This window comes from Actinokineospora sp. UTMC 2448 (assembly GCF_024760565.1).
Classification (GTDB): domain Bacteria; phylum Actinomycetota; class Actinomycetes; order Mycobacteriales; family Pseudonocardiaceae; genus Actinokineospora; species Actinokineospora fastidiosa.
Window position 1 is genome coordinate 1847259 of sequence record NZ_CP031087.1, and the last position, 23575, is coordinate 1870833.

The window sequence follows — 23575 nt, forward strand, 5'->3', positions numbered from 1 at the left end:
AGGAGCCCGTGCTCGCCATCAGCTTGCCGGTCGGCCTGCACGTCCGACCCGCCCGCCCGCTGGTCGAGACCGCGACCAGGCTCGCCGTCGGGCTCCCGGTCGGCCGCACCGAGGAGGTCGTTCTGCTTGCCGAGGGCGACGGCGCCGAGGCCGCCGCGGCGTTGATCGGGGCCGCCTAGCCCACGTCCCGGTGGCCGTTCTGGGCGATCAGGTCCTCGCGCGCCCGGGCCACCCGGGATCGGATCGTCCCGATCGGACAGCCGCAGATCTCGGCAGCCTCGGCGTAGGACAGGCCGAGCACCTGGGTCAGCAGCAGCGCCTCCCTGCGGTCCTGGTCGAGGCCCGCGAGCAGCTGGCCGACCTCCACCACCTGCTCGAAGCCCGTCCGCCCGACCGCGCGCGCGTCGGCGGCGGCCTGGTAGTCCACGGAGTGGGCGACGACCGGGCGGGCGCCCCTGGCCCGCAGGTGGTCCACCACCGTCCGGCGGGCGATCGACAGCAGCCACGTGCGCGCCGACGAGCGGCCCGCGAAGGCGGGGAGGCTGCGCAGCGCGCGGAGGTAGACGTCCTGGGTCAGGTCGTCGGCCATGCGCGGCTCGGTCAGGTGGGAGACCAGACGCCAGACGTCGCGCTGGGTGGCCTGGACGAAACGCTCCAGGGCGGCGCGGTCGCCGGAGCCCGCTGCCAGGGCCCACGCGGTCACGTCGTCACTTTCCGGGGTCGGCACGGGCCCGAGGGTAGCGAAGAAACCCAAGGGAACTCTGAGAGTCCCGCGTCCGACCAAACAGGGCGTGGACTGCGAAACATGCCGAGAAGCGGTATCCGCGCGCCTGGACGGCGAGACCGAGCCGCCGGGGGCCGACGCCCACCTGGCCGAGTGCGCCGTCTGCCGCGAGTGGGCCGCCGAGGCCGTCACCCTGACCCGCCTCCTGCGCGTCCGCGAAGTACTCCCGACCCCGGACCTGACCACCGCCGTCCTCGCCGCCCTCCCACCCGAGATTCAGCCGGCCCCGGACGAGAACTCCACCGAATCGGGTGATTTACCCGTCGCCAGCCGACGGCCCTCGCGAGTGACCTCGTTCCTGTCCCGGCTGCGACTGGCCCACCGCCGCGCCACTCCCCACCCGGCGATGAGGTCCACGGCGAGCCCGGACGGCGTGGAGCCCGCGAGTCGTTCCATGGCAGGCTCGGCGGGTGTCCTGTCCGGGCCGGTGAGCCCCGATGCCCCTGAGCCCGCGGGTCGGCGGAGGCTGGCGTTGGGCATGGTGGCCGTGGCGCAGCTGACCCTCGGCATGGCCCAGCTGCTCGGCGTCACCGGGCACCCGCATCCCGGCCACGTCGACCCCCATGCCACCGCACACCTGCTCAACGAGTCGTCGGCGTGGACCATCGCGCTCGGGATCGGGATGGCGTGGGCCGCCTTCCGGCCCGCCGTGGCGACGGGGGTGCTGATCACCACGACCGGGTTCCTCGCCGTGCTGAGCCCGTTCGCCGTCATCGACCTGGCCACGGGGGCCGCGACGGTCGGCAGGGTCGCCTCGCACGCCATCCTGGTGCTCGCCGTCGGCCTGCTGATCAGCATCCGCCGTGGCCCGCACCGCGCCGGGCTCGCGCCGGACGAGCGGGTGGGCGGTCCCGGCCGGACCGAGCGCCAGCACCGCGAGCACGTCCGCCGCGCCCACCTGCGGCCGGTCAGCCGAAAGTCGGCGGCCTAAAGAGGCAATACCTGGTGACTTTTCAACAAGACCTCCGCATACTGTGCGCGATCACCCGCTCACAGGAGGTCGATTCGTGTCCCCTGCCTTACGAATCCCCGTCTTGGCCGCTTCGGTCCTCGCCGCCGGAGCCCTGATCGCCCAGCCCACCGCCGCCCAGCCGACCGCCGTCGCCGCCGACCCCACCGCCGCCGTCACCGCGGCCATGGCCGCGCGGAAGCCCGCCGTCATGGCCGCACCGAAGATCGATATCACCCGTCGGGACGGCGACTGGGCCTTCGGCACCGCCGTCGCGCTCGGCGTGCCCGGCACCGACCGGATGCCCGAGGGGTGGCTGTTCCTCGCCGAACGCACCCCCGACGGCTGGCGCGTCGCCCTCGACGGCGAGCCCGGGTTCGCCGACCTCGCCGCCGAGGCGCCCGTGGTGACCGAGGCCGAGAAGCCGCTGTTCGCCCAGCAGAACGGCCTGCAGGCGGCGGGCGACTTCCGCACCGGCATGGCCATGCCGTGGACCACCGGCCAGACCTGGGGCATGCCCGGCGGACCGCACGGCTGGTCCGGCACGCCCACGCCGTGGAGTTCGCTCGACCTCGCGGGCGGCGACCAGCGCGTCCGCGCCGCACGCGGCGGCACGGCCTACACGATGTGCAAGGGCTGGATCCGCGTCGTGCACGACCGCGGTTACGCGACCGACTACTACCACCTCTGGAACAACATCAACGTCAACGGCGCGGCCGTCGCCCAGGGCGCCTACCTCGGCGACACCGGCACGGACGTCACCTGCGGCGGCTCCGCGTTTGGCAGGCACGTCCACTTCGCACTCCGCCAGAACAGCGCCTACGTCGGCATCGCGGGCCACAACGTCGGCAAGTGGGTGCCGCAGAACGGCGGCGCCGCCTACCAGGGCTCCGCGCTGCACGGGAGCACCCGGGTCGCGGCGGGCGGCTCGGTCTACAACTACGGCCCGCTCGGCTTCAACCAGGGCGTCGTGGACACCAACGGCGGCGGCACGCTCAACAAGCGCTCCGGCCCCGGCACCGGCTACGGCGTGGTCGGCTCCGTCGCCGACGGCGCCACGGTCACCGTCTCCTGCTCCGCCAACGGCACCTCGCACACCGGCCGCTACGGCGCCACGACCCTGTGGGACCGGCTCAGCGACGGCACCTGGATCAGCGACGCCTACCTCTGGACCGGCGTCAACGGCCCCATCTCCGGCTACTGCTGACCACCAGGGGATGGCGGGTCGGTCGCCCCGGCCCGCCAGCCCCGGTCAGTCCGACCTACCCAGCCCGATCCGCCAGTCCGGCAGCTCGGCCAGCCAGCCAGCCAGCCAGCTCGGCAGCTCGGTCCGCCGACCCGGCCCGGCAGCCGGTCGGCCAGCTCGGCCCGGCAGTTCGGCCCCTCGGCCCGCTGGCACGCCAGCCCGATCTGGCCAGTCCGATCCGCCAGTCCGGCAGCTCGGCCAGGCAGCCAGCTCGGCAGGCCGGGCAACCCGGCCCGCCAACCTGGCCCGGCAGCCGGTCGGCCAGCTCGGCCCGGCAGCCGGTCGGCCAGCTCGGCCCGGCAGTTCGGCCTGCCAGCCCCAGCCCCGGCCGATCAGCCCAGCGTGCCCGTGGCCAGCAGGCCGCCGTCGACGCGGACGGTCTCGCCGGTGATCCACCCTGCCCGGTCCGAGGCCAGGAACGCCACCAGCTCGGCCACGTCCTCCGTCGTGCCCAGCCGCTTCAGCGGGTAGGTCTGCGCCGTCTCCTCCTCGCCCCTGGCGTACAGCGACTCGGCGAACCGGGTCTTGATCAGCCCGGGCGCCACGGCGTTCACCCGCACCTTCGGTCCTAGCTGCCAGGCCAGCTCCTCGGTCAGCCGGATCAGCGCCGCCTTCGACGCGCCGTACGCGCCGATCACGCCGGTGGAGCGCAGCCCGGCCACCGAGGCGATGTTGACGATCGAGCCGCCGTGCTCGCCCATCCACGCCTTCACGACCAGCTGCACGTAGCCCAGCGCGGCCACCACGTTGGTGTCGAAGATCTTGCGCACGCCGTTGAGGTCCATGTCGACGAGCGAGCCGTAGACCGGGTTGATGCCGGTGTTGTTGACCAGCACGTCGAGGCTGCCGAACTCCGCCATCGTCTGCCGCACGACCTCGTCGCGGTCCTCGTCGCGCCCGGTGTTGGCCGCGACCGTCAGCACCCGCGCGCTGCGCACGGCGGAGCGGATCTGGGCCGCGGCGGCTTCCAGCGCGTCGGCCTTGCGCGCGGTGAGGGTGACGGCGGCGCCGCCGCGGGCCAGCTCGGTGGCGATCGCCAGGCCGATGCCCCGGCTCGCCCCGGTGACCAGCGCGGTCTTCCCGGTGTACTCGGCAGTAGTCATGGCTGGCACTGTAGCTAAGCAAGCGCTTAGCCGCGAGGGTGTGAAATCCGGTCGACCACCGGGGCTACACTCGGGTCGTGGTCTTCACCGACTGAACGGCGGGTCCGCCCGCGAGCGAGCGGCTCGTGGGCCGCTGACCCCTGCCCGGCGACCACCCAATCTCGGAGAGAATCCACGTGATCACCGCCACTGACCTGGAACTGCGCGCGGGCTCGCGCATCCTGCTCGCCGACGCCGCGCTGCGCGTCCAGCCGGGCGACCGCATCGGACTCGTCGGCCGCAACGGCGCGGGGAAGACCACCACGCTGCGCGTGCTCGCGGGCGAGGGCGAGCCGTACGCGGGCGAGGTCCGCCGCAGCGGCGAGCTGGGCTACCTGCCGCAGGACCCGCGTGAGGGCGACCTGTCCGTCACTGCCAAGGACCGCGTGCTCTCCGCCCGCGGCCTCGACGAGCTCGCCCGCGAGATGGAGAAGGCGCAGTCGGCGATGGCCGAGCTGGCCGACGACGCCGAGCGCGAGCGCGCCGTGCGCAAGTACGGGCGCATGGAGGAGCGCTTCGCCGCCCTCGGCGGCTACGCCGCGGAGAGCGAGGCCGCCCGCATCTGCGCCAACCTCGGCCTGGCCGACCGCATCCTGGTCCAGCCGCTGCGCACGCTCTCCGGCGGCCAGCGCCGCCGCGTGGAGCTGGCGCGCATCCTCTTCGCCGCCTCCGACGCGGGCGCGGGCGGGCGCTCGGGCACGATCCTGCTGCTCGACGAGCCCACCAACCACCTCGACGCCGACTCCATCGGCTGGCTGCGCGGCTTCCTCAAGCAGCACAACGGCGGGCTGGTCGTGATCAGCCACGACGTCGAGCTGCTCGGCGACGTGGTCAACAAGGTCTGGTTCCTCGACGCCACCCGCGGCGAGGTCGACCTCTACAACATGGGCTGGCAGCGCTACCTCGACGCGCGCGCAGCGGACGAGAAGCGCCGCCGCCGCGAGCGGGCCAACGCCGAGAAGAAGGCCGGGGCGCTGCTGGCCCAGGCCGACAAGATGCGCGCCAAGGCGACCAAGGCCGTCGCGGCGCAGAACATGATCAAGCGCGCCGAGAAGCTGGTCGCCGGGCTGGACGAGGTCCGCCAGGCCGACAAGGTCGCCAAGATCCGCTTCCCGGACCCCGCGCCCTGCGGCAAGACACCGCTGACGGCCGAGGGGCTGAGCAAGTCCTACGGCTCGCTGGAAATCTTCACCGGCGTCGACCTGGCCATCGACCGCGGCTCGCGGGTCGTCATCCTCGGCCTCAACGGCGCGGGCAAGACCACACTGCTGCGGCTGCTGGGCGGCATGGAGAAGCCCGACACCGGCTCGGTCGTCCCGGGCCACGGCCTGCGCATCGGCTACTACGCCCAGGAGCACGAGACGCTCGACCACTCAGCGAGCGTGTGGCAGAACGTGCGCCACGCCGCGCCGGACGTGCCCGAGCAGCAGCTGCGCTCGCTGCTGGGCACGTTCCTGTTCCAGGGCGAGCAGCTCGACCAGCCCGCCGGGACGCTCTCCGGCGGCGAGAAGACCCGCCTCGCGCTGGCCGGGCTGGTCTCCAGCGCGGCCAACGTGCTGCTGCTCGACGAGCCGACCAACAACCTCGACCCGGCCAGCCGCGAGCAGGTCCTCGACGCGCTGCGCCGCTTCACCGGCGCCGTCGTCCTGGTCACGCACGACCCCGGCGCGGTGGAGGCGCTCCAACCCGAGCGGGTGATCCTGCTGCCCGACGGGACCGAGGATCACTGGTCGCCGGAGTACCTCGAACTCGTGCAACTTGCGTGAAAATCGCCGTTTTCCTGGGCGGGTGTAAAAGCCGGATCACGCACCGTCCCCACTTCGGTATCCGCCGTGATCGCCAGGTTAGACACGTTTTAGTCATCTCGTCTGGCATTCCGCGCCACCGTGTTCGATCATTGCGGCGGTAGGGGTCATCCGTGGCCCCCACCACTCGCGACGGAAGGCGGACAACGTGGCTGACCTCAAGAAAGGCGCGCGGATCACCGGCGCCATGCGCGACAAGCTGGCCACCGACTTGAAGAAGAAGTACGAGAAGGGCGCGAGCATCCGCGCCCTCGCGGAAAGCACGGGCCGGTCCTATGGATTCGTGCACCGCGTGCTCTCCGAGTCGGGCGTGACCCTGCGGGGTCGGGGCGGGGCCACCCGGACGAAGAAGAAGTAGCCCGCGAGGGCCGCGCTGCGGGTTCCCGGTGTGGTGCCGGCATCGGAATCCGCTGCGGAAACCGGTTCGATCAGTCGAATCGGAGTCGGAATCCGCGAGCCGAAACCGCATGATCGTTCCCCGGTCCCCGCCGGCTCGGTGTGGACCGGCTCCCCCGCACCCCGGGCCGGGCCCGGGGGTCCTGGGATGATTCCAGGCGCTCCCGGCGTCGCAGTCGAGTCGGGGCGAGGGGAGTCGGCCGATGGACAACGCGCGCAGTTTCCTGCGCGGCTCGATGCGGGCCGCGGACACGCCGAAGGCTCTGCGGACCGGGACGCTGCGCCGGGTGCTGGTCTTCAGCAGGCAGCACCGGGGCCGGTTGGTGTGGTTCCTCGCGCTGACCGTGCTGTCGGCGGTGCTGACCGTGACCACCCCGCTGCTGGCGGGCCGGGTCGTCGACGCGATCGTGGCGGGGTCGTCGACGTCCACCGTGGTCTGGCTGGCCGTGGTGATCGCCGCGCTGGCCGTGGTGGCGGCGGGACTGGGCGTGGCCGAGCGCTGGCAGTCGGCGCGGATCGGCGAGGGCCTGATCTACGACCTGCGCCGGGCGGTGTTCGAGCACGTCCAGCGGATGCCGGTCGCGTTCTTCACCAGGACGCGCACCGGCGCGCTGGTCAGCAGGCTCAACAACGACGTGCTTGGGGCACAGCGGGCGTTCACGTCGACCCTGGCGGGGCTGGTCACGAACGTCATCCAGCTGGTGCTGTCCCTCGCCGTGATGATGACGCTGTCGTGGCAGGTCACGGCGCTCGCGCTGGTCCTGCTGCCGGTCTTCGTGCTGCCTGCGCGCCGGATGGGCCGCCGGATGGCCGACCTGCAGCGCGAGGCGGCGGGCCTGAGCGCGGCCATGAACACCCAGATGACCGAGCGCTTCTCCGCCCCGGGCGCGACGCTGGTCAAGCTGTTCGGCCGCCCGGACGCGGAGTCGGCCGACTTCGCCGAGCGGGCGGGCCGCGTCCGCGACATCGGCGTGCGCACGGCGATGGCGACCCGGTGGTTCATGACCGGCCTGCAGCTGGTGTCCGCGCTGGCCCAGGCGCTGGTGTACGGGCTCGGCGGCTACCTCGCGCTGCGCGGTGAGCTGGCGCCGGGGACGGTGGTGGCGCTCGCGCTGCTGCTGACCCGCCTCTACACCCCGCTGACGGCGCTGGCGAACGCGCGTGTGGACATGATGACGGCGCTGGTGTCGTTCGAGCGCGTCTTCGAGGTGCTGGACCTGCGGCCGATGATCGAGGAGCGGCCGGACCCGGTCGCGCTGCCGCCCGGGCCGGTGTCGGTCGAGTTCACCGACGTGCGCTTCGGCTACCCGGCGGCGGAGAAGGTGTCGCTGGCGTCGCTGGAGGAGGTCGCCGTGCTCGACCGGCGCGGCGGGGTCGAGGTGCTGCACGGGGTCTCGTTCACGGCCGAGCCGGGGGAGATGGTCGCGCTGGTCGGGTCCTCCGGGGCGGGCAAGTCGACGATCGCGACCCTGGTGCCCCGGCTGTACGACGTGGACTCCGGCGCGGTGCGGCTGTCCGGGGTGGACGTCCGCGAGCTGTCGTTCGCGTCCCTGCGGGAGGCCGTCGGCGTGGTCACCCAGGACGGGCACCTGTTCCACGACACCATCCGGGCGAACCTGGCGTACGCGTGCCCGTCCGCTGGCGACGACGAGCTGTGGGACGCCCTGCGCGGGGCCCGCCTCGACGCGCTCATCGCGTCCCTGCCGGACGGGCTGGACACGGTCGTCGGGGAGCGCGGCTACCGGTTGTCCGGCGGCGAGCGCCAGCGGCTGACCATCGCCCGCCTGCTGCTGGCCCAGCCGCGCGTGGTGATCCTGGACGAGGCGACGGCCCACCTGGACTCGTCGTCGGAGGCCGCCGTCCAGGCCGCCCTCGCCGACGCCCTGCGCGGGCGCACCGCCCTGGTGATCGCCCACCGCCTGTCGACCATCCGGGCCGCCGACAAGATCCTGGTGGTCGAGGACGGCCGGATCGTCGAGCAGGGCACGCACGACGACCTCCTGGCCGCCGACGCCCGCTACGCCGAGCTGTACCGCACCCAGTTCGCCGAGGACGCCGCCGCCTAGCCCTGCCGTCCCGCCGCGCGACGCGGGAGGGAGAGCAGGCCCCAGGTGCACCCGCGGTCACCTCGGCGCCCGTGACCGGGCATCCCGATTCGGGTGCGCGACCACCCGATGCGGGCGTGGCGGCGCTCGCCCGCCTACTCGGCGAGGCGGTGGACGACGATCACGCCGCCGTGGGCGGGCTGGTCGCGGCGCTCGTCGTCGGTGGTGACGTACTCGTCGAGGAGCGCGCGGATGCGGCGGTCCAGTTCGGCGGCGTCGGCGGGGGAGAGGTGCAGGGCGAACCGCGCGAAGGTGCTGACCGACTCCGGTCCGGCGGCGCGCAGTTCCTCCTGGAGCGCGTCGATGGGGGCGAAGGCGGCGTCGGCGCCCGTGTCCGCGGGGTCGTCCAGCCACCAGGAGCGCGCCTTGGCGCGGTAGGGCTTCTCCAGCGCCCCGCTCTCGCCGGTCCGGACGGGGGCCTGCTCCAGCAGGCCCGCGTTGATGAGCGTGCGGACGTGGAACAGGACGGTGCCGGGATCGCGGCCGAGCCGGTCGGCGAGCTGCTTGTTGGTCAGCTCCCCCTGCCAGCACAGCCGCAGGATGCGCAGGCGCAGCGGGTGGGCGAGGGCCTTGGCCTCGGCGGCGGTCGCCTCGCGGTGCGGCAGCATGGGGGAATCGTACATCGGTGGAGTTTTCTCAACCGATGTGCAATCCTCCATCAGTGACGGGTGACTATTGGCGGTTATGGACCTCCTCGGGTCTGTCGAACCTCGCCGACGGCGTGCTCAAGGTGGCGCTGCCGCTGGTGGCGATCGAGGCGACCCGGTCGCCGGTGCTCATCGCCGGGCTCGCGGTGGCGTTCTCCCTGCCGTGGCTGCTCGTGGCGCTGCCCGCGGGCGCGGTCGTCGACCGGGCCGACCGGCGGGTCCTGATGATGACGGCCAACCTCGTGCGGGCGGTCCTTGTCCTGGCGATCGCGTTCGGACCGACCGACATCCGGCTGTTCTCCGCGATCGCGTTCGGCATCGGCGTGGCCGAGGTGCTCCACGACGTCGCCGCGCAGTCGGTCGTGCCCGCCGTGGTCCCCGACGAGCACCTCTCCCGCGCGAACGGCCGCCTCTACGCCGTCGAGTTGACCGCGAACGAGTTCGTCGGGCCGCCGCTGGCCGGGTTCCTCGTGGCGGCGAGCGCGCTGGCGGCGCTGGCCGTCCCCGGCGGGCTGTGGATCGCGGCCGTGGTCGCGCTGTTCCTGGTGCGCGGCACGTTCCGGCCCGAGCGGGCCCAGCGGGCGTCGCTGCGCGGCGAGGTCGCGGAGGGCCTGGCCTTCCTGTGGCGCGATCGGGTGCTGCGCGCGTTCTCGGTGGTGGTCGGGCTGTTCAACTTCGCGACCAGCGCGACCTACGCCATCCTCGTGCTGTACGCGGTGGGCGCGATGGGGTTGGACGACCGGGGGTTCGGCTGGCTGCTGGCCGCCGTCGCCGGGGGCAGCGTCGTCGGCTCGGTGGTCGCCGAGCGCGTCGAGCGCGGTCTCGGCCGGGACCGGGCGCTCGTCGGCTCTCTCGCCGTCGCCGCGCCGCTGATCGCCCTGCCCGCCGCCACCGCGAACCCGATCGCGGTGGGGGCGGGCTTCTTCGTCAGCGGCGCCGCGATCATGGTGCTGAACATCGTCATGGTGTCGTTGCGGCAGCGCCGCACACCCGACCGGCTGCGCGGACGGGTCACCAGCGGGCACCGGATGGTGGCGTGGGGCAGCAAGCCGCTCGGCGCGCTGGCGGGCGGCCTCGTCGGCGAACTCCTCGGGCTCCCGGCGGTGTTCCTCGTGATGGGGCTGGTGGCCGCCGCCGGGATCCCGGTGCTGGTGCGGGCCCTGCGCTAGCCCAGGTGCGGCACGCGGTCGCCGTACCGCTCCAGCAGCGCGGCGTTCGCGGTGTCGCCGCCCTCGACATTGGAACTGCGCCAGCGCGGCAGCTCCACACCCTCGGCCTCGGCCCGGTCGTGCAGCCGGGCGAGCATCAGATTCCACAGGAAGGCGTTGCACAGCGTGGAAAGCGACGCGGTCACCGCGGAATCCGGCGGATAGGCCACGTCACCGGGGCCGGTGAGCGTGTCCAGCACGATGGTCGCGTGCTCGGCCAGCAGGCCACCGGCCCGCCGCGTCGCTCCCGCCGACGAGCGGGGCGACGTCACCGCGACGACCGGGCAGCCGCTGTCCACCGCGGTCTGGGCCAGTTCGACCGGGAACGGGTTCACCCCCGAGTTGGAGAAGATGAACAGCACCTCGTGGCCCGTGCGCGGCACCTCGGCGAACACCGACGCCGCCAGCCCGGCGCGCCGCTCGGCCGCGGTGGCCTTCCGGGCGCCGCCGAAGACCTGCAGGTCGTCGTGCACCAGCGGCCGCACGCACGCCAGGCCGCCCGCCCGGAAGAACGTCTCGGCGACGGCGGCCAGCGAGTGCCCCGCGCCCGAGGTGAGCACCAGGCCGTCGGCGCGGACGCAGGACAGCACCAGCTCGGCGGTCTCGTCCAGCGCGGACGCGTTGTGCTCGGCGACTTTCGCCAGGTGGGTGAGGGCCAGGTCGCCGTACACGGTGCCTCCAAAGCGGGTCAGGTCGTCGGGGTGGTCGGCGTCGGCGCCGTCGGCGACGTCCGCGCACGGGACCTCGGCGACGGCCCGGCCGCGCAGGTAGGGGCGGGCGCCGGTGTCGCCGACCGCGAGTTCGGCGACGCCCGCCCAGTGGTCGCGGCCGAGCAGCACCGGGTGGCCGGGCTCGCCGTCGTAGGTCGCCCTGGCCAGCGCGTCGGGGGCGGCCAACGCCGCCAGTCTGGACACCGCGGCCGCCGTGACGCCGGGAGTGTCCACAGTGAGCACGACGGCGGCGTCCACATCGGGCAGTGCGGACAGCCCGGCGCGCAGCGACGAGCCCATGCCCGACGCCCAGTCCGGGTTCTCCACGACGGTCGCTCGATCGCCGAGATGCGCGGCCACCTCGGCGGCGGACGCGCCCGTCACCACGACGACGGGATCGCAGCCGCCGTCGACCAGCGCGCGGAGGGCGTGGTCGACCAGCAGTTCGCCGCGCAAAGGCGCCAGCGCCTTGGGCATGCCGAAGCGCCTGCCCGCACCCGCGGCGAGAAGCAGACCGGCCGTCATGGCAGGCAGCCTAGTCGCCCGGACCGGGAACGATCTAGGTCACATGGGCGATGAGCAGGGAAGTCACCGCTTCCGGCGCGTCCCACACCACCCAGTGGGACGCCTCGTCGAGCATCTCGAAATGGTATGGACCATCGACCCACTTGCCGCAGCTCAGCGCCGCGGTCGAGCCCACCGCGACGTCCTCGGTGCCCCAGAGGTACAGCACCGGGACGGACACCCGGTCCGGCAGGACCGGCCGCCGCGCGGCGCGGAACCAGTTCAGTGCCGCGGTGAGCGCGTCGGGCTCGGACAGCCGGGCGACGTAGTCGGCCACCGCCGACCGGGGCACCCGGTGCTCGAAGATCGCGCGCAGGGCGGCGGCGTCGTCGGCGAGCAGCCTGCGTTCGGCGGAGCGCTCCTTGAACAGCGCCAGGTGCTGCGAGCGCAGCGCCTGGTCCTCGTCGGCGCGGGCGGCCTCGGCCAGCGCGCACGGGTGCGGCGCGGACAGCGCGGCCAGCGTGCGGACGCGGTCGGGGTGCGCGGCCGCGGCGTGCCAGCCCACGACCGCGCCGACGTCGTGGCCGACCAGGTCGAACCGCGCCCAGCCGGACGCGTCGGCGATGGCCAGCACGTCGCCCACGAGATCGTCGACGTGGTACTCGCCGGGCGACTCCGGCCGCACGCCGGGGGAGTAGCCGCGCTGGTCGACGGCGACCGCGCGGTACCCGGCCCGGCCCAGCGCCGCCACCTGGTGCTCCCACGCGGACGCGGCCTCCGGGAAGCCGTGCAGCAGCAGGACCGGCCGGTCGTCGGGCGCGCCCGCGGCGATGCCGTCGAAGGTCCCGGCCGGGGTCGCGATGCGCACGTGTTCGATCACGCACAGCAGACTAGCCGTGGGGACCGACACAGCGGCCAATCCCGGCGGCCGCCGGTTGCGAAGATGACGTCGTGGACGATCTCACCCCCCGCCTGCGCCGCTTCGCCGACGGCGACGCCGCCGCCGTGCTCGTGCTGCACGGCGGTCGGGAGTGGAGCATGGCCCGGGTCGCCTCGCACCAGCTCGCCTACCTGCGGATGGTCCCGTTCGCCCTGGACATCGCCCGCAGGAGCGACAACGTCGGCGTCCACCTGCTGCGCAACCGGTACCGAGGCTGGAACCCGCCCGCCGCGCACCCGGTGCAGGACGCGGAATGGGCGCTGGACCGCATCGGCGACGTCCCGGTCGTGCTGGTCGGGCACTCGATGGGCGGCCGCGTCGCGCTCCGGGTCGCCGGACACCCGAACGTGGTCGGGGTCTGCGCGCTCGCGCCGTGGATCGTCGACGAGCCCGTCGACCAGCTCGCCGGGCGCGCGGTGCTGATCGCGCACGGCGACCGCGACCGGACGACCGAACCCGCGCTGTCCTTCCGCTTCGCCGAGCGCGCGCGGCGGGTCACCGACCGGGTCGCCCGCTTCGACATGCGCGGCGAAGGGCACGCGATGCTGCGCAAAGCGGCCGTGTGGACGCGCCTGACCACGCGTTTCGCGCTCGGTGTCCTCGGCACCCAACCGCATGATCCGCTGATTACGAATGCGTGGCGTCAGCCCGCGCCGGACGGATTGCGGGTGCCTATGTAGAGGGAGGACGTCCGTGAGGAAGGACATCGTGCGGGGTGCGCGCGACCGCGTCGCCGTGATCGGGAGCGGGGTGTCCGGCCTGACGGCCGCCTACCTGCTCCAGCGCCGCCACGACGTGACCCTGTTCGAGGCCGACGACCGGCTCGGCGGCCACGCCCACACCCACGACCTGCCCGCGGGCGACGGCCGCGTGGCCGCGGTCGACAGCGGTTTCATCGTCCACAACGAGCGGACCTATCCCCACCTGCTGCGGCTGTTCGCCGAACTCGGCGTGACCACGCGCGACTCGGAGATGTCGATGAGCGTGCGCTGCGAGGGCTGCGGCCTGGAGTACGCGGGCGCGCGCGGGCCGATGGGCGTGTTCGCCCAGGCGTCCAGCCTGGCCAGACCCCGGTTCCTGCGCATGCTCACCGAGATCAAGCGGTTCCACCGGCACGCCCGACGCGTCCTGCGGGACGACCCGGGCGAGATCACGCTGCGCGCGTTCGTCGTCGTGGGCGGGTATTCGCGGTACTTCGTGGACCACTTCCTGATCCCGCTCGTCTCCGCGGTGTGGTCGGCTGGCCCGGAACCCACGATGCGCTACCCGGCGCGGTATCTGTTCGAGTTCCTGCACCACCACGGCGTGCTCGCCGTCACCGGGTCGCCGCGGTGGAAGACCGTCGTGGGCGGCTCGCGCGAGTACGTCGAGCGCGCGGTCAAGAACCTTTCGGCCGTCGCGCTGTCCACCCCGGTCCGCGCGCTGGTGCGCCACAGCGACCACATCGAACTGCGCGACGACGCCGACGAGGCGCACCGGTTCGACCGGGTCGTCGTGGCCACCCACCCGGACCAGGCCCTGCGCCTGCTCGCGGCGCCGACGCCCGCCGAGCGGGCGACGCTGGGCGCGTTCGAGTACTCGGTGAACCAGACACTCCTGCACACCGACACGTCCGTGCTGCCTCGGACGCGCAACGCGGCGGCGTCGTGGAACTACCTCAAGCCAGCCTGCTCGGTCGCCGACGGCCCGGTGCGGGTCAGTTACGCCATGAACCGGTTGATGGGGCTGACGGAGCCCGAGGAGTACATCGTCAGCCTCAACGCCGCCGACCGCGTGGACCAGGACAAGGTCCTGCGCCGGATGGTCTACGAGCACCCGATCTACACCCCCGGCTCGCTGGCCGCCCAGCGCGGCCTGCCCGCGCTCAACGACGACCGCGTCGCCTACGCGGGCGCGTATCACGGGTGGGGCTTCCACGAGGACGGTTGCGCGTCGGGCGTCCGTGCGGCGGAGCACTTCGGTGCAGGGTGGACTCCGTGACCGCGCTCTATGACAGCACCGTGACGCATGTCCGACGGGAACGGATGGATCGGACATTTCGCCACCGTGTGCACTACTGGCTGGTCGATCTCGACGCGCTGCCCCGGTACGGGCCGCTGGCGAGCTTCCGCGCGGCGGACCATCTGGGCGATCCCGCGCGCTCCATCAAGGCGAACCTGGCCGCCTGGTTGGCCGGGCAGGGCATTTCCGTGCGCGGCCGGGTGTTGATGCTGGCGAACGCGCGGGTGTTCGGGTACGTGTTCAACCCGCTCACCCTGTACTGGGTGCACGATGAACGCGGGGAGGTGGACTGTGTGGTGGCGGAAGTGCACAACACCTACGGGGAGCGGCACTGCTATCTGCTCCGTCCGGACGAGGATGGCCGCGCGCGGGTCGCGAAGGACTTTTATGTGTCGCCGTTCCTGGCCGGGGGCGGCGAATACCTGATGCGCGTGCCGCTTCCAGGTGAAAGGCTTTCCGTGGCGGTTGCCCTCCGCCAGGACGGGAATGCCCCGTTCACCGCGACACTTGTCGGCACGCGCAAGGCGCCGACCCTCGGGGAGGTGGTCCGGATGGTGCTGCGCGGGCGGCTGCTGCCCCACCGGGTCAGCGCCCTCATCCGCAAGCACGGCATCACGCTGTGGCTGCGCCGCGTTCCCGTCGTCCCCCGCCCGAAGCACGCGCCCCAGGAGGGTGTCCAGTGACCGAGATGCCGACCCGCGCCCCGGCGGACCGTCCCGATCCCTCCGGCCAGTGGGGCTCGCTGTTCACCCCGCCGCACAACGCTTTCCGCGCCCGCGTCGCCCGCGCCCTGTTCACCAACGCCGTCCGCCGCCTGCCCGTGCGCGTGGAATACCCGGACGGCACCCGGGTCGGCGCAGGCGGACCGCAGTCCCCGCTGATGCGCCTCGAGCGCCCGTCCGCGTTCTTCCACCGCCTCGGGGTCGACGCCAAGATCGGCTTCGGCGAGAGCTACATGGCGGGCGACTGGACCAGCACGGCGCTGGTGGAGCTGCTGACCGAGTTCGCCGCCCGGATGAGCACCCTCATCCCGCCCCGCCTGCAGGCCTTCCGCCGCTGGGTGGACCGTCGGCAGCCGGTGGCCGAGGAGAACACGGTCGAGAACTCCCGCCGCAACATCCACCGGCACTACGACCTGTCGAACGACCTCTTCGCCACTTTCCTCGACGAGACGATGACGTACTCGTCGGCGTGGTTCGCCCCCGGCTCGACGGACCTGCGGGAGGCGCAACTCCGGAAAATCGACGGCATCCTGGACTACGCCCGGGTCGGTAGCGATACCCACGTGTTGGAAATCGGCACCGGCTGGGGCGCACTCGCGATCCGGGCGGCTCAGCGCGGGGCCCGGGTGACCACGCTGACCTTGTCGTCGGAGCAGAAGGCGCTGGCCGAACAGCGCATCGCCGCTGCTGGGGTGGGGGATCGGGTGCAGGTGGTTCTTCGGGACTACCGGGAGGCCCAGGGGACTTATGACGCTGTGGTGAGCGTGGAGATGATCGAGGCCGTGGGGGAGCGGTATTGGCCTACTTACTTCTCCGCTGTCGATCGGCTGCTGCGGTCTGGGGGCCGGTTCGGGTTGCAGGCGATCACCATGCCGCATGATCGGATGATGGTTACTCGGGATTCTTACACGTGGATCCACAAGTATATCTTTCCTGGGGGGATCATTCCTTCTGTTGAGGCTATCGAGGAGTGTGTGGGGCGGTTCACGGGGATGAAGGTGCAGGCGTTTCGGGACTTCGGGTTGGATTACGCGGAGACGTTGCGGCAGTGGCGGGTTCGGTTTCTGTCGCAGTGGGGGCGGGTTGCGCAGTTGGGGTTTGACTCCACTTTTCGGCGGATGTGGGAGTTTTATCTCGCTTACTGCGAGGCTGGGTTTCGGGCGGGGTATCTGAATGTTCGGCAGTTGTCTATCGGGCGGTGAGGCTGGTGCTGGGAGGCGGTGAGGTTGCTGCTGGTGCTGGAGGTCGGCTCGCCGGTTCCCGGCGTTGCTCGTGGTCACAAGCGTCCTCGCCGGACGGGCAGGTCTCCAGGATGGTCGGGCTTGCCTGCCATCCCGTCGACCTCCCGGTGGGTTACCACAGCCAGGGTGGGGGCGCGGAGCTTGCGTTTTCGCGGGTTAGGGCCCTGGGGGCCCTAACCTGGCAAGTCCTGTTTCGTTGAGGGCCGCGCCCCCACCCTGGCTGTGGTAAGGCTTCGCCAGGTCGACGGGATGGCAGGCAAGCCCTGCTTTGGGGGGTGGGCGGGCGGAGTGCCAGTGGGCAAGAAAGAAATATGAACTGTGTTAAGCAGCGCAACTGCCCTCAAAAGGTAACTCGCCCCGGATAACTGGCCGATGGGGTGGACTCCCATTCGTGGGGAGCGAAGCGGTGCTACCCTTGCTTGGGCGTGGACGGCTTCGCCGCTCCGCCCTTCTCCACGCCCGCGCCGCTTCGCTTAGGGGCCCCGCGAATGGGAGTTCACCCCATCGGCCACTAAGAAGCAAATCGCGAACCACCCTGCCAGCGGCCAGTCGGGCGCCGAAGCCTGTCGAGAAACCAAGGCCCCGGTAGTCGACGAGCGGCAGCGGAGCAAGTCGGCGAGCCCGAGCAACCCACCCGCCCCATCCGGCGTCTTCCGAACAAGCGATGGGAGACTCCCATGCGGAAGGAAATCGGCGTTGACGACACGGTCGGGCGGACAGATGAGCTACGGACAGGGACATCCCCGGGGCCACCGGCCACCGCCGTACCACCCGGACGGCCCCCAGGGTCGCCGCGGGCCTGACCCGCGCCACCAGCAGCCGCACCGGGGCCACCAGCACCCTTACCGGGGGCAAGCCCAGCGCGGACTCGACCAGCGCCACCCGGCTCCGCCTCGGCGGGGGCGGCGGAGGCGGAAGCCGGGGCGGATCGCGCTCGTCGTCGTGCTGGTGCTGGTGGCGTTGGTCGCCGGGCTCTGGATCTACGGGGAGTCGTCGCTCAACCGGACCGCCGCGCTCACCGACTACGAGGGCAGGCCCGCGGCGGGGTCGGGGACCAACTGGCTCATCGTCGGGTCCGACAGCCGGGAGGACCTCAGCGAGGACCAGCAGAAGGAGCTGAACACCGGCGCCCCGGAGGGCAGGCGGACCGACACCATCATGGTCCTGCACATCCCCGACAACGACACACCGCCGACGCTCGTCAGTCTGCTGCGCGACTCCTACGTGCCGATCCCCGGCCACGGCCGCAACAAGCTCAACGCCGCCTACGCCTTCGGTGGCCCGCAGCTGCTCGCGCAGACCGTGGAGGTGTCCACCGGGCTGCGGATGGACCACTACATCGAGATCGGCCTCGGCGGGTTCGCCGACCTGGTCGACGCGGTCGGCGGCGTCGAGATGTGCCTGGACAAGCCCATCAAGGACCCGCTGGCGGGCATCGACCTCCCCGCGGGCTGCCAGGAGCTGTCCGGGCCGGACGCCCTCGGGTACGTCCGCACCCGCGTCGGGCCGAGGGCGGACCTGGACCGGGTGATCCGGCAGCGGGAGTTCATCGGCGCGCTGACCGACAAGGCGACCAGCCTCGGGACGATGGTCAACCCGTTCCGCGCGGTGCCGCTGCTGGCCGCGGCGCCGGACGCGGTGACCGTGGACGAGGGCGACCACCTGCACAACCTGCTGCCGCTGGCCATGGCGATGGGCTCCGGCGACCTGGTCACCACCACGGTGCCGATCGGCGGCGGCGAGCGGGTCCCGGGTGTCGGCGCGGTGGTCCGCTGGGACCGGGAGAAGGCGCTGGCCCTGTTCGACGCGCTGGGCACCGACGCGCCGGTCTCGGCGGACCTCATCACCAAGCCGCCCGCCTGATCAGCGGGTCCGCGCGCGCAGGATCTCCAACGCCTGGTCGGCGTGCACGTTGAAGCGCAGCTCGCTCTTGATCTCGCCGAGCACGGTGTGGTCGGTGTCGATGACGAACGTCTTGCGCTTGGTCAGCAGCGGCCCGAAGCGGCGGCGGACGCCGAACTGCTTGGCGACGGCGCCGTCCGGGTCGGACAGCAGCGGGTAGTCGAAGGCGTGCGTCGCGGAGAACTGGGCCTGCTTCGCCACCGGGTCCGGGCTGATGCCCACGCGGTGCGCGCCGACCTCGGCGAACTCGGCCGCGAGGTCGCGGAAGTGGCAGCTCTCCGCGGTGCAGCCGCCGGTCATCGCGGCCGGGTAGAAGAACAGCACGACGGGGCCGGTGGCCAGGAATTCCGACAGCGAGCGCTGCGCGCCGGTCTCGTCGGCCAGGGTGAAGTCGGCGACCTTGTCTCCGGTCCTCATCGGGTTCCTTTCGGTGGCAGCGGGACGAAACCGCTGGTGCGGGCAACGTACTCGGCGTATCCCGGGCGGCTCGCGCCGAGGTGGCGCTCGGTGAGCGGCTTGCCGGTGCCGCGGGCGAGTAGAGAGGTCATGGCCAGCGGCGACACGATGGTCGCAGCTCCCCACCACGAGTCGCACGCCATCAGGTAGATGCCCCACCACACGCAGGCGTCGCCGAAGTAGTTGGGGTGCCGGGTGTAGCGCCACAGGCCGGTGTCGAGCACCTTCCCGGAGTTAGCCGGATCGGCCTTGAACCGGCTCAGCTGCGCGTCGCCGACGGTCTCGAAGGCGAACCCGACCGCCCACAGCGCCGCGCCCGCCGCGTCCAGCCAGGTGAGCCCGCCGGACTGCGCGACCTGCACCGGCAGCGAGATGACCCACATCAGCACCGCCTGGGGCAGGAACACCACGCGCAGCATGTGCAGGCGCGGATCGCCCTCGGCGCGGCCCAGGATCTCCGCGTAACGCCGGTCCTCCGGCTTGCCGTGGTTGCGGACGTGCAGGTGCACCGCCAGCCGCACGCCCCACACCACGGTGAGCGCCGTGACGAGTATGTCCCCATCGGACTGTCCGAACGAGACGATAGCGATGAGCGCGAAGCCCAGACCCCATGCGGTGTCGATGGTGTCGTACTTGCCCCGCCGCACGCTGATCGCGAACACCGCCGCCATGAGCACCGCGACGGCGGCCGCGGTCGCCGCGAAGGTCACGCCCGCGCCCGCAGTCCTGCGCGCGTGCGCGGCATCCCGCTGCGCCCGGCCGCGGTGGGCCGCACGGCCAGGATCTGGTCGACGCCCATCCGGTTCTCCTCGAACGCCAGCGCCCCGCCCGCGAAGTACAGCCGCCACACCCTGGCCTGTTCCTCGCCGACCAACGCGACGACCTCCGGCCAGCGCCGCTCCAGCGTGGCCCACCACGCCCGCACGGTCCACACGTAGTGCTCGCGCAGCGCCTCCACGTCGCGGACCTCCAGGCCCGCCCGCTCCAGCAGGTCGATGGTCTGGCCGACCGGCCGCATGTTCATGTCCGGGGCGATGTAGGTCTCGATGAACGCGCCACCGCCCTGGGCGTTCGCGCCGCGCGACATCTGCTGGAGCAGCAGGCGGCCGCCGGGCTTGAGCATGCGGTGCAGGGTGGCCGCGTAAACCGGGTAGTTGGCCCGGCCGACGTGCTCGCCCATCTCCAGCGTGCCGATCGCGTCGAACGGCTCGTCCGCGAGGTCCCGGTAGTCCTGCAGCCGGATCTCCACCCGGTCGGCCAGGCCCAGCTCGTCGAGGCGGGCCAGGATGAACTCGCGCTGCTCGCGCGCGAGCGTGATCCCGGTGACGTGCACGCCGTAATCGCGGGCGGCGTGGATGGCCAGCGAGCCCCAGCCGCAGCCGACGTCGAGCATCCGCTTCCCATGCTCCAGCCCGAGCTTCGCGCAGACCAGGTCGAGCTTGTCGCGCTGGGCGTCCTCGACGGTGTAGTCCGGGGCGTCGGAGGTCCAGTAGCCGCAGGAGTAGGCCATCTGCGGGTCGAGGACCATCCGGTAGAAGGCGTTGGAGAAGTCGTAGTGGTGGGAGATCGCGGCCTCGTCGCGGGCCTTGCTGTGCGCGCGCCCGCGCAGCCGCGCCTCGGCCTCGGGGACCGCGGGGCGGGGGCCGAGCACCCCGAGCCGCACGGCGGTCCTGACCAGGCCGAGCTTGTCCCTCAGCCCCAGTCCGGGCGTGGCGCCGCCGCGGGTCAGCGCCCAGAACCGCGACAGCGCGGCGCCCACGTCGCCTTCCACGTCGAGGTCCCCGCTGACGTACGCGCGGGCCAGTCCCAGCTCGTTCGGGCTCCACAGCAGGTGCCGCAGCGCCCGGCGGGTGCGCACGACGCCCACCGGCCCGTCGTCGGGCCCGGCCTCGCTGCCGTCCCATGCGCGCAGCCGCACCGGCAGCGGCGCGCCGATCACCGCCTCGGCCAGCTCGGCCAGGGTGGTGGCGACAGGGGTGCGTTCGGCCACGGCGACTCCGATCTGCGTGGGGGCGTCCACCCCCGCATTCGGGGGTCCGCCACGCCCGGATGGGTCGTGCCAGTATCGGCCTTGTGGAGATCGCGATCGCGCGGGTGGCGACGGAGGTGTTCTCGCCCGCCGTGGTGGTGCTGGTGCTGCCCATGACCGTGGCGTGGCACGCGACCGGGCACGTCGGGCTCACGCTGCTGTGGGGCTTGGAGGTGGCCCTGTTCTCCAGCGTGCTGCCGATGCTGTTCATCATCCGCGGCGCCCGCGCGGGCCGCTGGGACGGCCACCACGTGCGCGAACGCGAGCACCGGACGGTCCCGCTGCTGGTCGGGCTCGCGTCCACGGCCGTCGGCGTCGCCATCCTGGTGCTGGCCGACGCGCCGCGCGACGTCCTGGCGCTGTCCGCGGCCATGATCGCCACGCTGGCCGTGTGCATCGCGGTGACCCGGTTCTGGAAGATCTCCCTGCACGCCGCGGTCTCCGGCGGCGCGGTCGCCATGGTCACGCTGCTCTACGGGCCGTGGTCGCTGCTGTTGCTGGCGCCGCTGGCCCTGGTGTGCTGGTCGCGGGTCGTGCTCGGGGACCACACCGCGGCCCAGGTGGTCGCCGGGGCGATCACCGGGCCGCTCGTCGGCGGGGTGGTGTTCCTGCTAGCGGGCTGAGGCGAGCACGTCCGCGATCGCCGCGACGCCCTGGTCGATCTCGGCCTCGGTGATCACCAGCGGGGGCGCGACGCGCAGCGTGGTGTCGTGGGTCTCCTTGCAGAGCACGCCGCGCTCCATCAGCGCCTCGGAGGCGAGGCGGCCCGCCATGGTGGTCAGCTCGACGCCCGCCCACAGCCCGCGGCCGCGGACCTCGGAGACGCCCCGGCCGACCAGCTCGCCGAGCCGGGCGTGCAGGTGGGCGCCCAGCACCCGCGAGCGCTCCTGGAACTCGCCGGTGGCCAGCAGCCGGACGACGGCGCGGCCGACGGCGCAGGCCAGCGGGTTGCCGCCGAAGGTGGAGCCGTGCTCGCCGGGGCGCAGCACGCCGAGGACGTCGCGGCGGCCGACCACCGCCGACACCGGCAGGATGCCGCCGCCGAGCGCCTTGCCCAGGGTGTAGACGTCGGCGCGGACCCCGGCGTGGTCGAGGGCGAACAGGGACCCGGTGCGGGCCAGGCCCGACTGGATCTCGTCGGCGATGAACAGGACGTCGTTCTCGTCGCAGAGGCGGCGGACCTCGCGCAGGTAGTCCGCGCCGGGCACGACGACGCCCGCCTCGCCCTGGATCGGCTCGACCAGCACGGCGGCCGTCCGGTCGGTGATCGCCGCGGCGAGCGCGGCGGCGTCGCCGTACTCGACGACGGTGAAGCCCGGGGTGAACGGCCCGAAGTCGGCGCGCGCCACCTCGTCGGTGGAGAAGGAGACGATCGTGGTGGTGCGGCCGTGGAAGTTGCCGCCTGCGACGATGATCTCCGCGGTGTCCTTGGCCAGGCCCTTGACCCGGTAGGCCCACTTGCGGGCGATCTTGACAGCGGACTCGACGGCCTCGGCGCCGGAGTTCATGGCCAGCACCATCTCGGTGCCGGTCAGCTCGGCCAGCTCGCGGCAGAACAGGCCGAACTGGTCGTGGTGGAACGCGCGGCTGGTCAGGGTCACCCGGCCGAGCTGCTCGACCGCGGCCGCGACCAGGGCCGGGTGCCGGTGCCCGAAGTTGAGGGCGGAGTACCCGGCGAGGAAGTCCAGGTAGCGGCGACCGTGCACGTCGGTCACCCACGCGCCCTCGGCCTCGGCGATGACCACCGGCAGGGGGTGGTAGTTGTGCGGGCTCCAGTGCTCGTCCATGCCGATGAAGTCGGTGGGCTGGGCAGTCGCGGTCATGTGAGCCAGGTTAAGGGGCGTTCGCGATGGTTTCATCCGGACAATGTTGCTTGTGGCGGGCAAACGTTGCGTGATCTGGCGTCTGCGCTTTGGAAACGTGCGTGAAGCGGGTCCCGGGGCGTCGGACTACCCTCCGCTACATGGTGCGTGACGTGCTGCGGGTACGGCCCGGTGACCTGCCCGATCCCCGGTCCACTCCCGTGGGCCCGACCAGCAAGCAGGCGGCCCGCGCCGCCCTGCCCGCGATCGGCGCCCGCCTCGCCGAGCTGCAGGAGGCGCTGTACGCCGAAGCGACCCGCGGGGTGCTGCTCGTGCTTCAGGGCATGGACACCTCCGGCAAGGGCGGCACCATCAAGCACGTCGCGGGCCTGCTGAACCCGCTCGGCCTGCGCATCGCCTCGTTCAAGTCGCCGACGCGGGAGGAGCGGCGGCACGACTTCCTGTGGCGCATCCGCAAGCAGGTGCCCGTCCCCGGCCAGATCGGCGTGTTCGACCGCTCGCACTACGAGGACGTCCTGATCGTCCGCGTCGAGAACCTGGCCCCGGACTGGGAGGCGCGGTATTCCACGATCAACGCCTTCGAGGCCGAACTGGCGGACTCGGGCATCACGGTGATCAAGTGCTTCCTGCACATCTCCCCGCGCGAGCAGAAGAAACGCCTGCTCGACCGCTTGAACGACCCGTCGAAGCATTGGAAGTACAACCCGGCCGACCTCGCCGCCCGCGCGAAGTGGAGCGCCTACCAGGAGGCGTACGCCGCAGTCCTGGCCCGCTGCTCGACCCCCGCGGCGCCCTGGTACGTCATCCCGGCGGACCGCAAGTGGTACCGCAACTGGGCCGTGGCGAGCCTGCTGCTGGAGACCCTGGAAGCCCTCGCCCCCCAACCTCCCCGCGCCGACTTCGACGTCCGGTCCGAACTGACCCGCCTGACCGAACACGACCCCCTGGCGTGACTCAGCGGGTGG

Annotated in this window: 23 protein-coding genes and 1 pseudogene; 14 read left to right on the forward strand and 10 right to left on the reverse strand. The window is 72.5% G+C overall.

Features of this window, described 5'->3' with window-relative positions; translation table 11 throughout:
* Positions 1–8: 8 nt before the first annotated feature.
* Positions 9–179 (forward strand): hypothetical protein, encoded by a 171-nt coding sequence (locus Actkin_RS08870; protein ID WP_258906647.1) that lies wholly within the window; start codon positions 9–11, stop codon positions 177–179.
* On the opposite strand, the gene Actkin_RS08875 is transcribed toward Actkin_RS08870, so the two are convergent.
* Entirely contained in the window at positions 176–727 is a 552-nt protein-coding gene (locus Actkin_RS08875; protein WP_189213159.1) for a sigma-70 family RNA polymerase sigma factor, read from the reverse strand. The genes Actkin_RS08870 and Actkin_RS08875 overlap by 4 nt on opposite strands.
* Before the next feature lie 64 nt (positions 728–791).
* Between Actkin_RS08875 and Actkin_RS08880 the strand changes: the two genes are divergently transcribed.
* Both Actkin_RS08880 and Actkin_RS08885 read left to right on the forward strand, forming a co-directional pair.
* Entirely contained in the window at positions 792–1715 is a 924-nt protein-coding gene (locus Actkin_RS08880) for a hypothetical protein (protein ID WP_258906650.1), read from the forward strand.
* A 103-nt stretch (positions 1716–1818) separates the two neighbouring features.
* Positions 1819–2940: a M23 family metallopeptidase gene (locus Actkin_RS08885; protein WP_258906651.1), complete on the forward strand. Its 1122-nt coding sequence runs from the start codon at positions 1819–1821 to the stop codon at positions 2938–2940.
* A gap of 371 nt (positions 2941–3311) precedes the next feature.
* Here the strand turns inward: Actkin_RS08885 and Actkin_RS08890 are convergent, their stop codons facing one another.
* Positions 3312–4082, reverse strand: a complete 771-nt coding sequence (locus Actkin_RS08890; protein WP_189213156.1) for an SDR family oxidoreductase — start codon at positions 4080–4082, stop codon at positions 3312–3314.
* A gap of 176 nt (positions 4083–4258) precedes the next feature.
* On the opposite strand from Actkin_RS08890, the gene Actkin_RS08895 reads away from it, so the two are divergent.
* The 3 genes from Actkin_RS08895 (at position 4259) to Actkin_RS08905 (ending at position 8388) form a co-directional block, all read left to right on the forward strand.
* On the forward strand, positions 4259–5887 hold the full coding sequence (locus Actkin_RS08895; protein ID WP_258906652.1) for an ABC-F family ATP-binding cassette domain-containing protein: 1629 nt from the start codon (positions 4259–4261) through the stop codon (positions 5885–5887).
* Between the two features lie 187 nt (positions 5888–6074).
* Complete coding sequence (locus Actkin_RS08900) at positions 6075–6284, forward strand: helix-turn-helix domain-containing protein (protein ID WP_189213154.1); 210 nt, start codon at positions 6075–6077, stop codon at positions 6282–6284.
* Between the two features lie 241 nt (positions 6285–6525).
* Positions 6526–8388 carry an ABC transporter ATP-binding protein gene (locus Actkin_RS08905; RefSeq protein WP_258906653.1) on the forward strand — a complete coding sequence of 621 codons (1863 nt, stop codon included), beginning with the start codon at positions 6526–6528 and terminating at the stop codon, positions 8386–8388.
* A gap of 134 nt (positions 8389–8522) precedes the next feature.
* On the opposite strand, the gene Actkin_RS08910 is transcribed toward Actkin_RS08905, so the two are convergent.
* Positions 8523–9035: an ArsR/SmtB family transcription factor gene (locus tag Actkin_RS08910; protein ID WP_258906655.1), complete on the reverse strand. Its 513-nt coding sequence runs from the start codon at positions 9033–9035 to the stop codon at positions 8523–8525.
* 53 nt (positions 9036–9088) lie between these two features.
* Between Actkin_RS08910 and Actkin_RS08915 the strand changes: the two genes are divergently transcribed.
* Complete coding sequence (locus Actkin_RS08915; protein ID WP_258906657.1) at positions 9089–10243, forward strand: MFS transporter; 1155 nt, start codon at positions 9089–9091, stop codon at positions 10241–10243.
* On the opposite strand, the gene Actkin_RS08920 is transcribed toward Actkin_RS08915, so the two are convergent.
* The 3 genes and pseudogenes from Actkin_RS08920 to Actkin_RS08930 form a co-directional block, all read right to left on the reverse strand.
* Positions 10240–10953: a sugar isomerase domain-containing protein gene (locus tag Actkin_RS08920; RefSeq protein WP_229787495.1), complete on the reverse strand. Its 714-nt coding sequence runs from the start codon at positions 10951–10953 to the stop codon at positions 10240–10242. The two genes, Actkin_RS08915 and Actkin_RS08920, sit on opposite strands and share 4 nt — an antisense overlap.
* Before the next feature lie 102 nt (positions 10954–11055).
* Positions 11056–11517, reverse strand: a pseudogene (locus Actkin_RS08925) (NTP transferase domain-containing protein); the annotation flags it as partial.
* A gap of 34 nt (positions 11518–11551) precedes the next feature.
* Positions 11552–12376: an alpha/beta fold hydrolase gene (locus tag Actkin_RS08930; RefSeq protein ID WP_258906659.1), complete on the reverse strand. Its 825-nt coding sequence runs from the start codon at positions 12374–12376 to the stop codon at positions 11552–11554.
* A 71-nt stretch (positions 12377–12447) separates the two neighbouring features.
* On the opposite strand from Actkin_RS08930, the gene Actkin_RS08935 reads away from it, so the two are divergent.
* The 5 genes from Actkin_RS08935 to Actkin_RS08955 all read left to right on the forward strand — a co-directional run bounded on the left by Actkin_RS08935 (position 12448) and on the right by Actkin_RS08955 (position 18263).
* Positions 12448–13116, forward strand: coding sequence for an alpha/beta hydrolase (locus Actkin_RS08935; protein ID WP_258906660.1), 669 nt, complete (start codon positions 12448–12450; stop codon positions 13114–13116).
* 13 nt (positions 13117–13129) lie between these two features.
* The gene (locus Actkin_RS08940; protein WP_258906661.1) at positions 13130–14416 is read left to right on the forward strand and encodes an NAD(P)/FAD-dependent oxidoreductase; all 1287 of its coding nucleotides are present in this window, start codon (positions 13130–13132) and stop codon (positions 14414–14416) included.
* Entirely contained in the window at positions 14413–15120 is a 708-nt protein-coding gene (locus Actkin_RS08945; RefSeq protein ID WP_258906662.1) for a DUF1365 domain-containing protein, read from the forward strand. Before Actkin_RS08940 ends, Actkin_RS08945 begins: the two co-directional genes overlap by 4 nt.
* 5 nt (positions 15121–15125) lie before the next feature.
* Positions 15126–16361: an SAM-dependent methyltransferase gene (locus Actkin_RS08950; protein ID WP_258907883.1), complete on the forward strand. Its 1236-nt coding sequence runs from the start codon at positions 15126–15128 to the stop codon at positions 16359–16361.
* Positions 16362–17342: 981 nt separating this feature from the next.
* Positions 17343–18263 (forward strand): LCP family protein, encoded by a 921-nt coding sequence (locus tag Actkin_RS08955; protein WP_308425928.1) that lies wholly within the window; start codon positions 17343–17345, stop codon positions 18261–18263.
* On the opposite strand, the gene Actkin_RS08960 is transcribed toward Actkin_RS08955, so the two are convergent.
* From Actkin_RS08960 to Actkin_RS08970, 3 genes are read right to left on the reverse strand one after another with little or no spacing between them, the layout of a single operon-like run.
* Positions 18264–18719, reverse strand: a complete 456-nt coding sequence (locus Actkin_RS08960; protein WP_189213147.1) for a peroxiredoxin — start codon at positions 18717–18719, stop codon at positions 18264–18266. It abuts the gene before it with no gap.
* On the reverse strand, positions 18716–19429 hold the full coding sequence (locus Actkin_RS08965; protein WP_258907884.1) for a DUF1295 domain-containing protein: 714 nt from the start codon (positions 19427–19429) through the stop codon (positions 18716–18718). The genes Actkin_RS08960 and Actkin_RS08965 overlap by 4 nt, the downstream gene beginning before the upstream one ends.
* Before the next feature lie 35 nt (positions 19430–19464).
* Positions 19465–20748, reverse strand: coding sequence for a class I SAM-dependent methyltransferase (locus Actkin_RS08970; RefSeq protein WP_258906664.1), 1284 nt, complete (start codon positions 20746–20748; stop codon positions 19465–19467).
* 83 nt (positions 20749–20831) lie between these two features.
* Here Actkin_RS08970 and Actkin_RS08975 point away from each other — a divergent pair, with 83 nt between their 5' ends.
* Complete coding sequence (locus Actkin_RS08975) at positions 20832–21410, forward strand: hypothetical protein (RefSeq protein WP_258906665.1); 579 nt, start codon at positions 20832–20834, stop codon at positions 21408–21410.
* Here Actkin_RS08975 and rocD read toward each other — a convergent pair.
* Positions 21399–22610: an ornithine--oxo-acid transaminase gene (rocD, locus tag Actkin_RS08980; RefSeq protein ID WP_258906666.1), complete on the reverse strand. Its 1212-nt coding sequence runs from the start codon at positions 22608–22610 to the stop codon at positions 21399–21401. The genes Actkin_RS08975 and rocD overlap by 12 nt on opposite strands.
* A gap of 140 nt (positions 22611–22750) precedes the next feature.
* Between rocD and Actkin_RS08985 the strand changes: the two genes are divergently transcribed.
* Positions 22751–23563: a PPK2 family polyphosphate kinase gene (locus Actkin_RS08985; RefSeq protein WP_258906667.1), complete on the forward strand. Its 813-nt coding sequence runs from the start codon at positions 22751–22753 to the stop codon at positions 23561–23563.
* Positions 23564–23575: the final 12 nt, after the last annotated feature.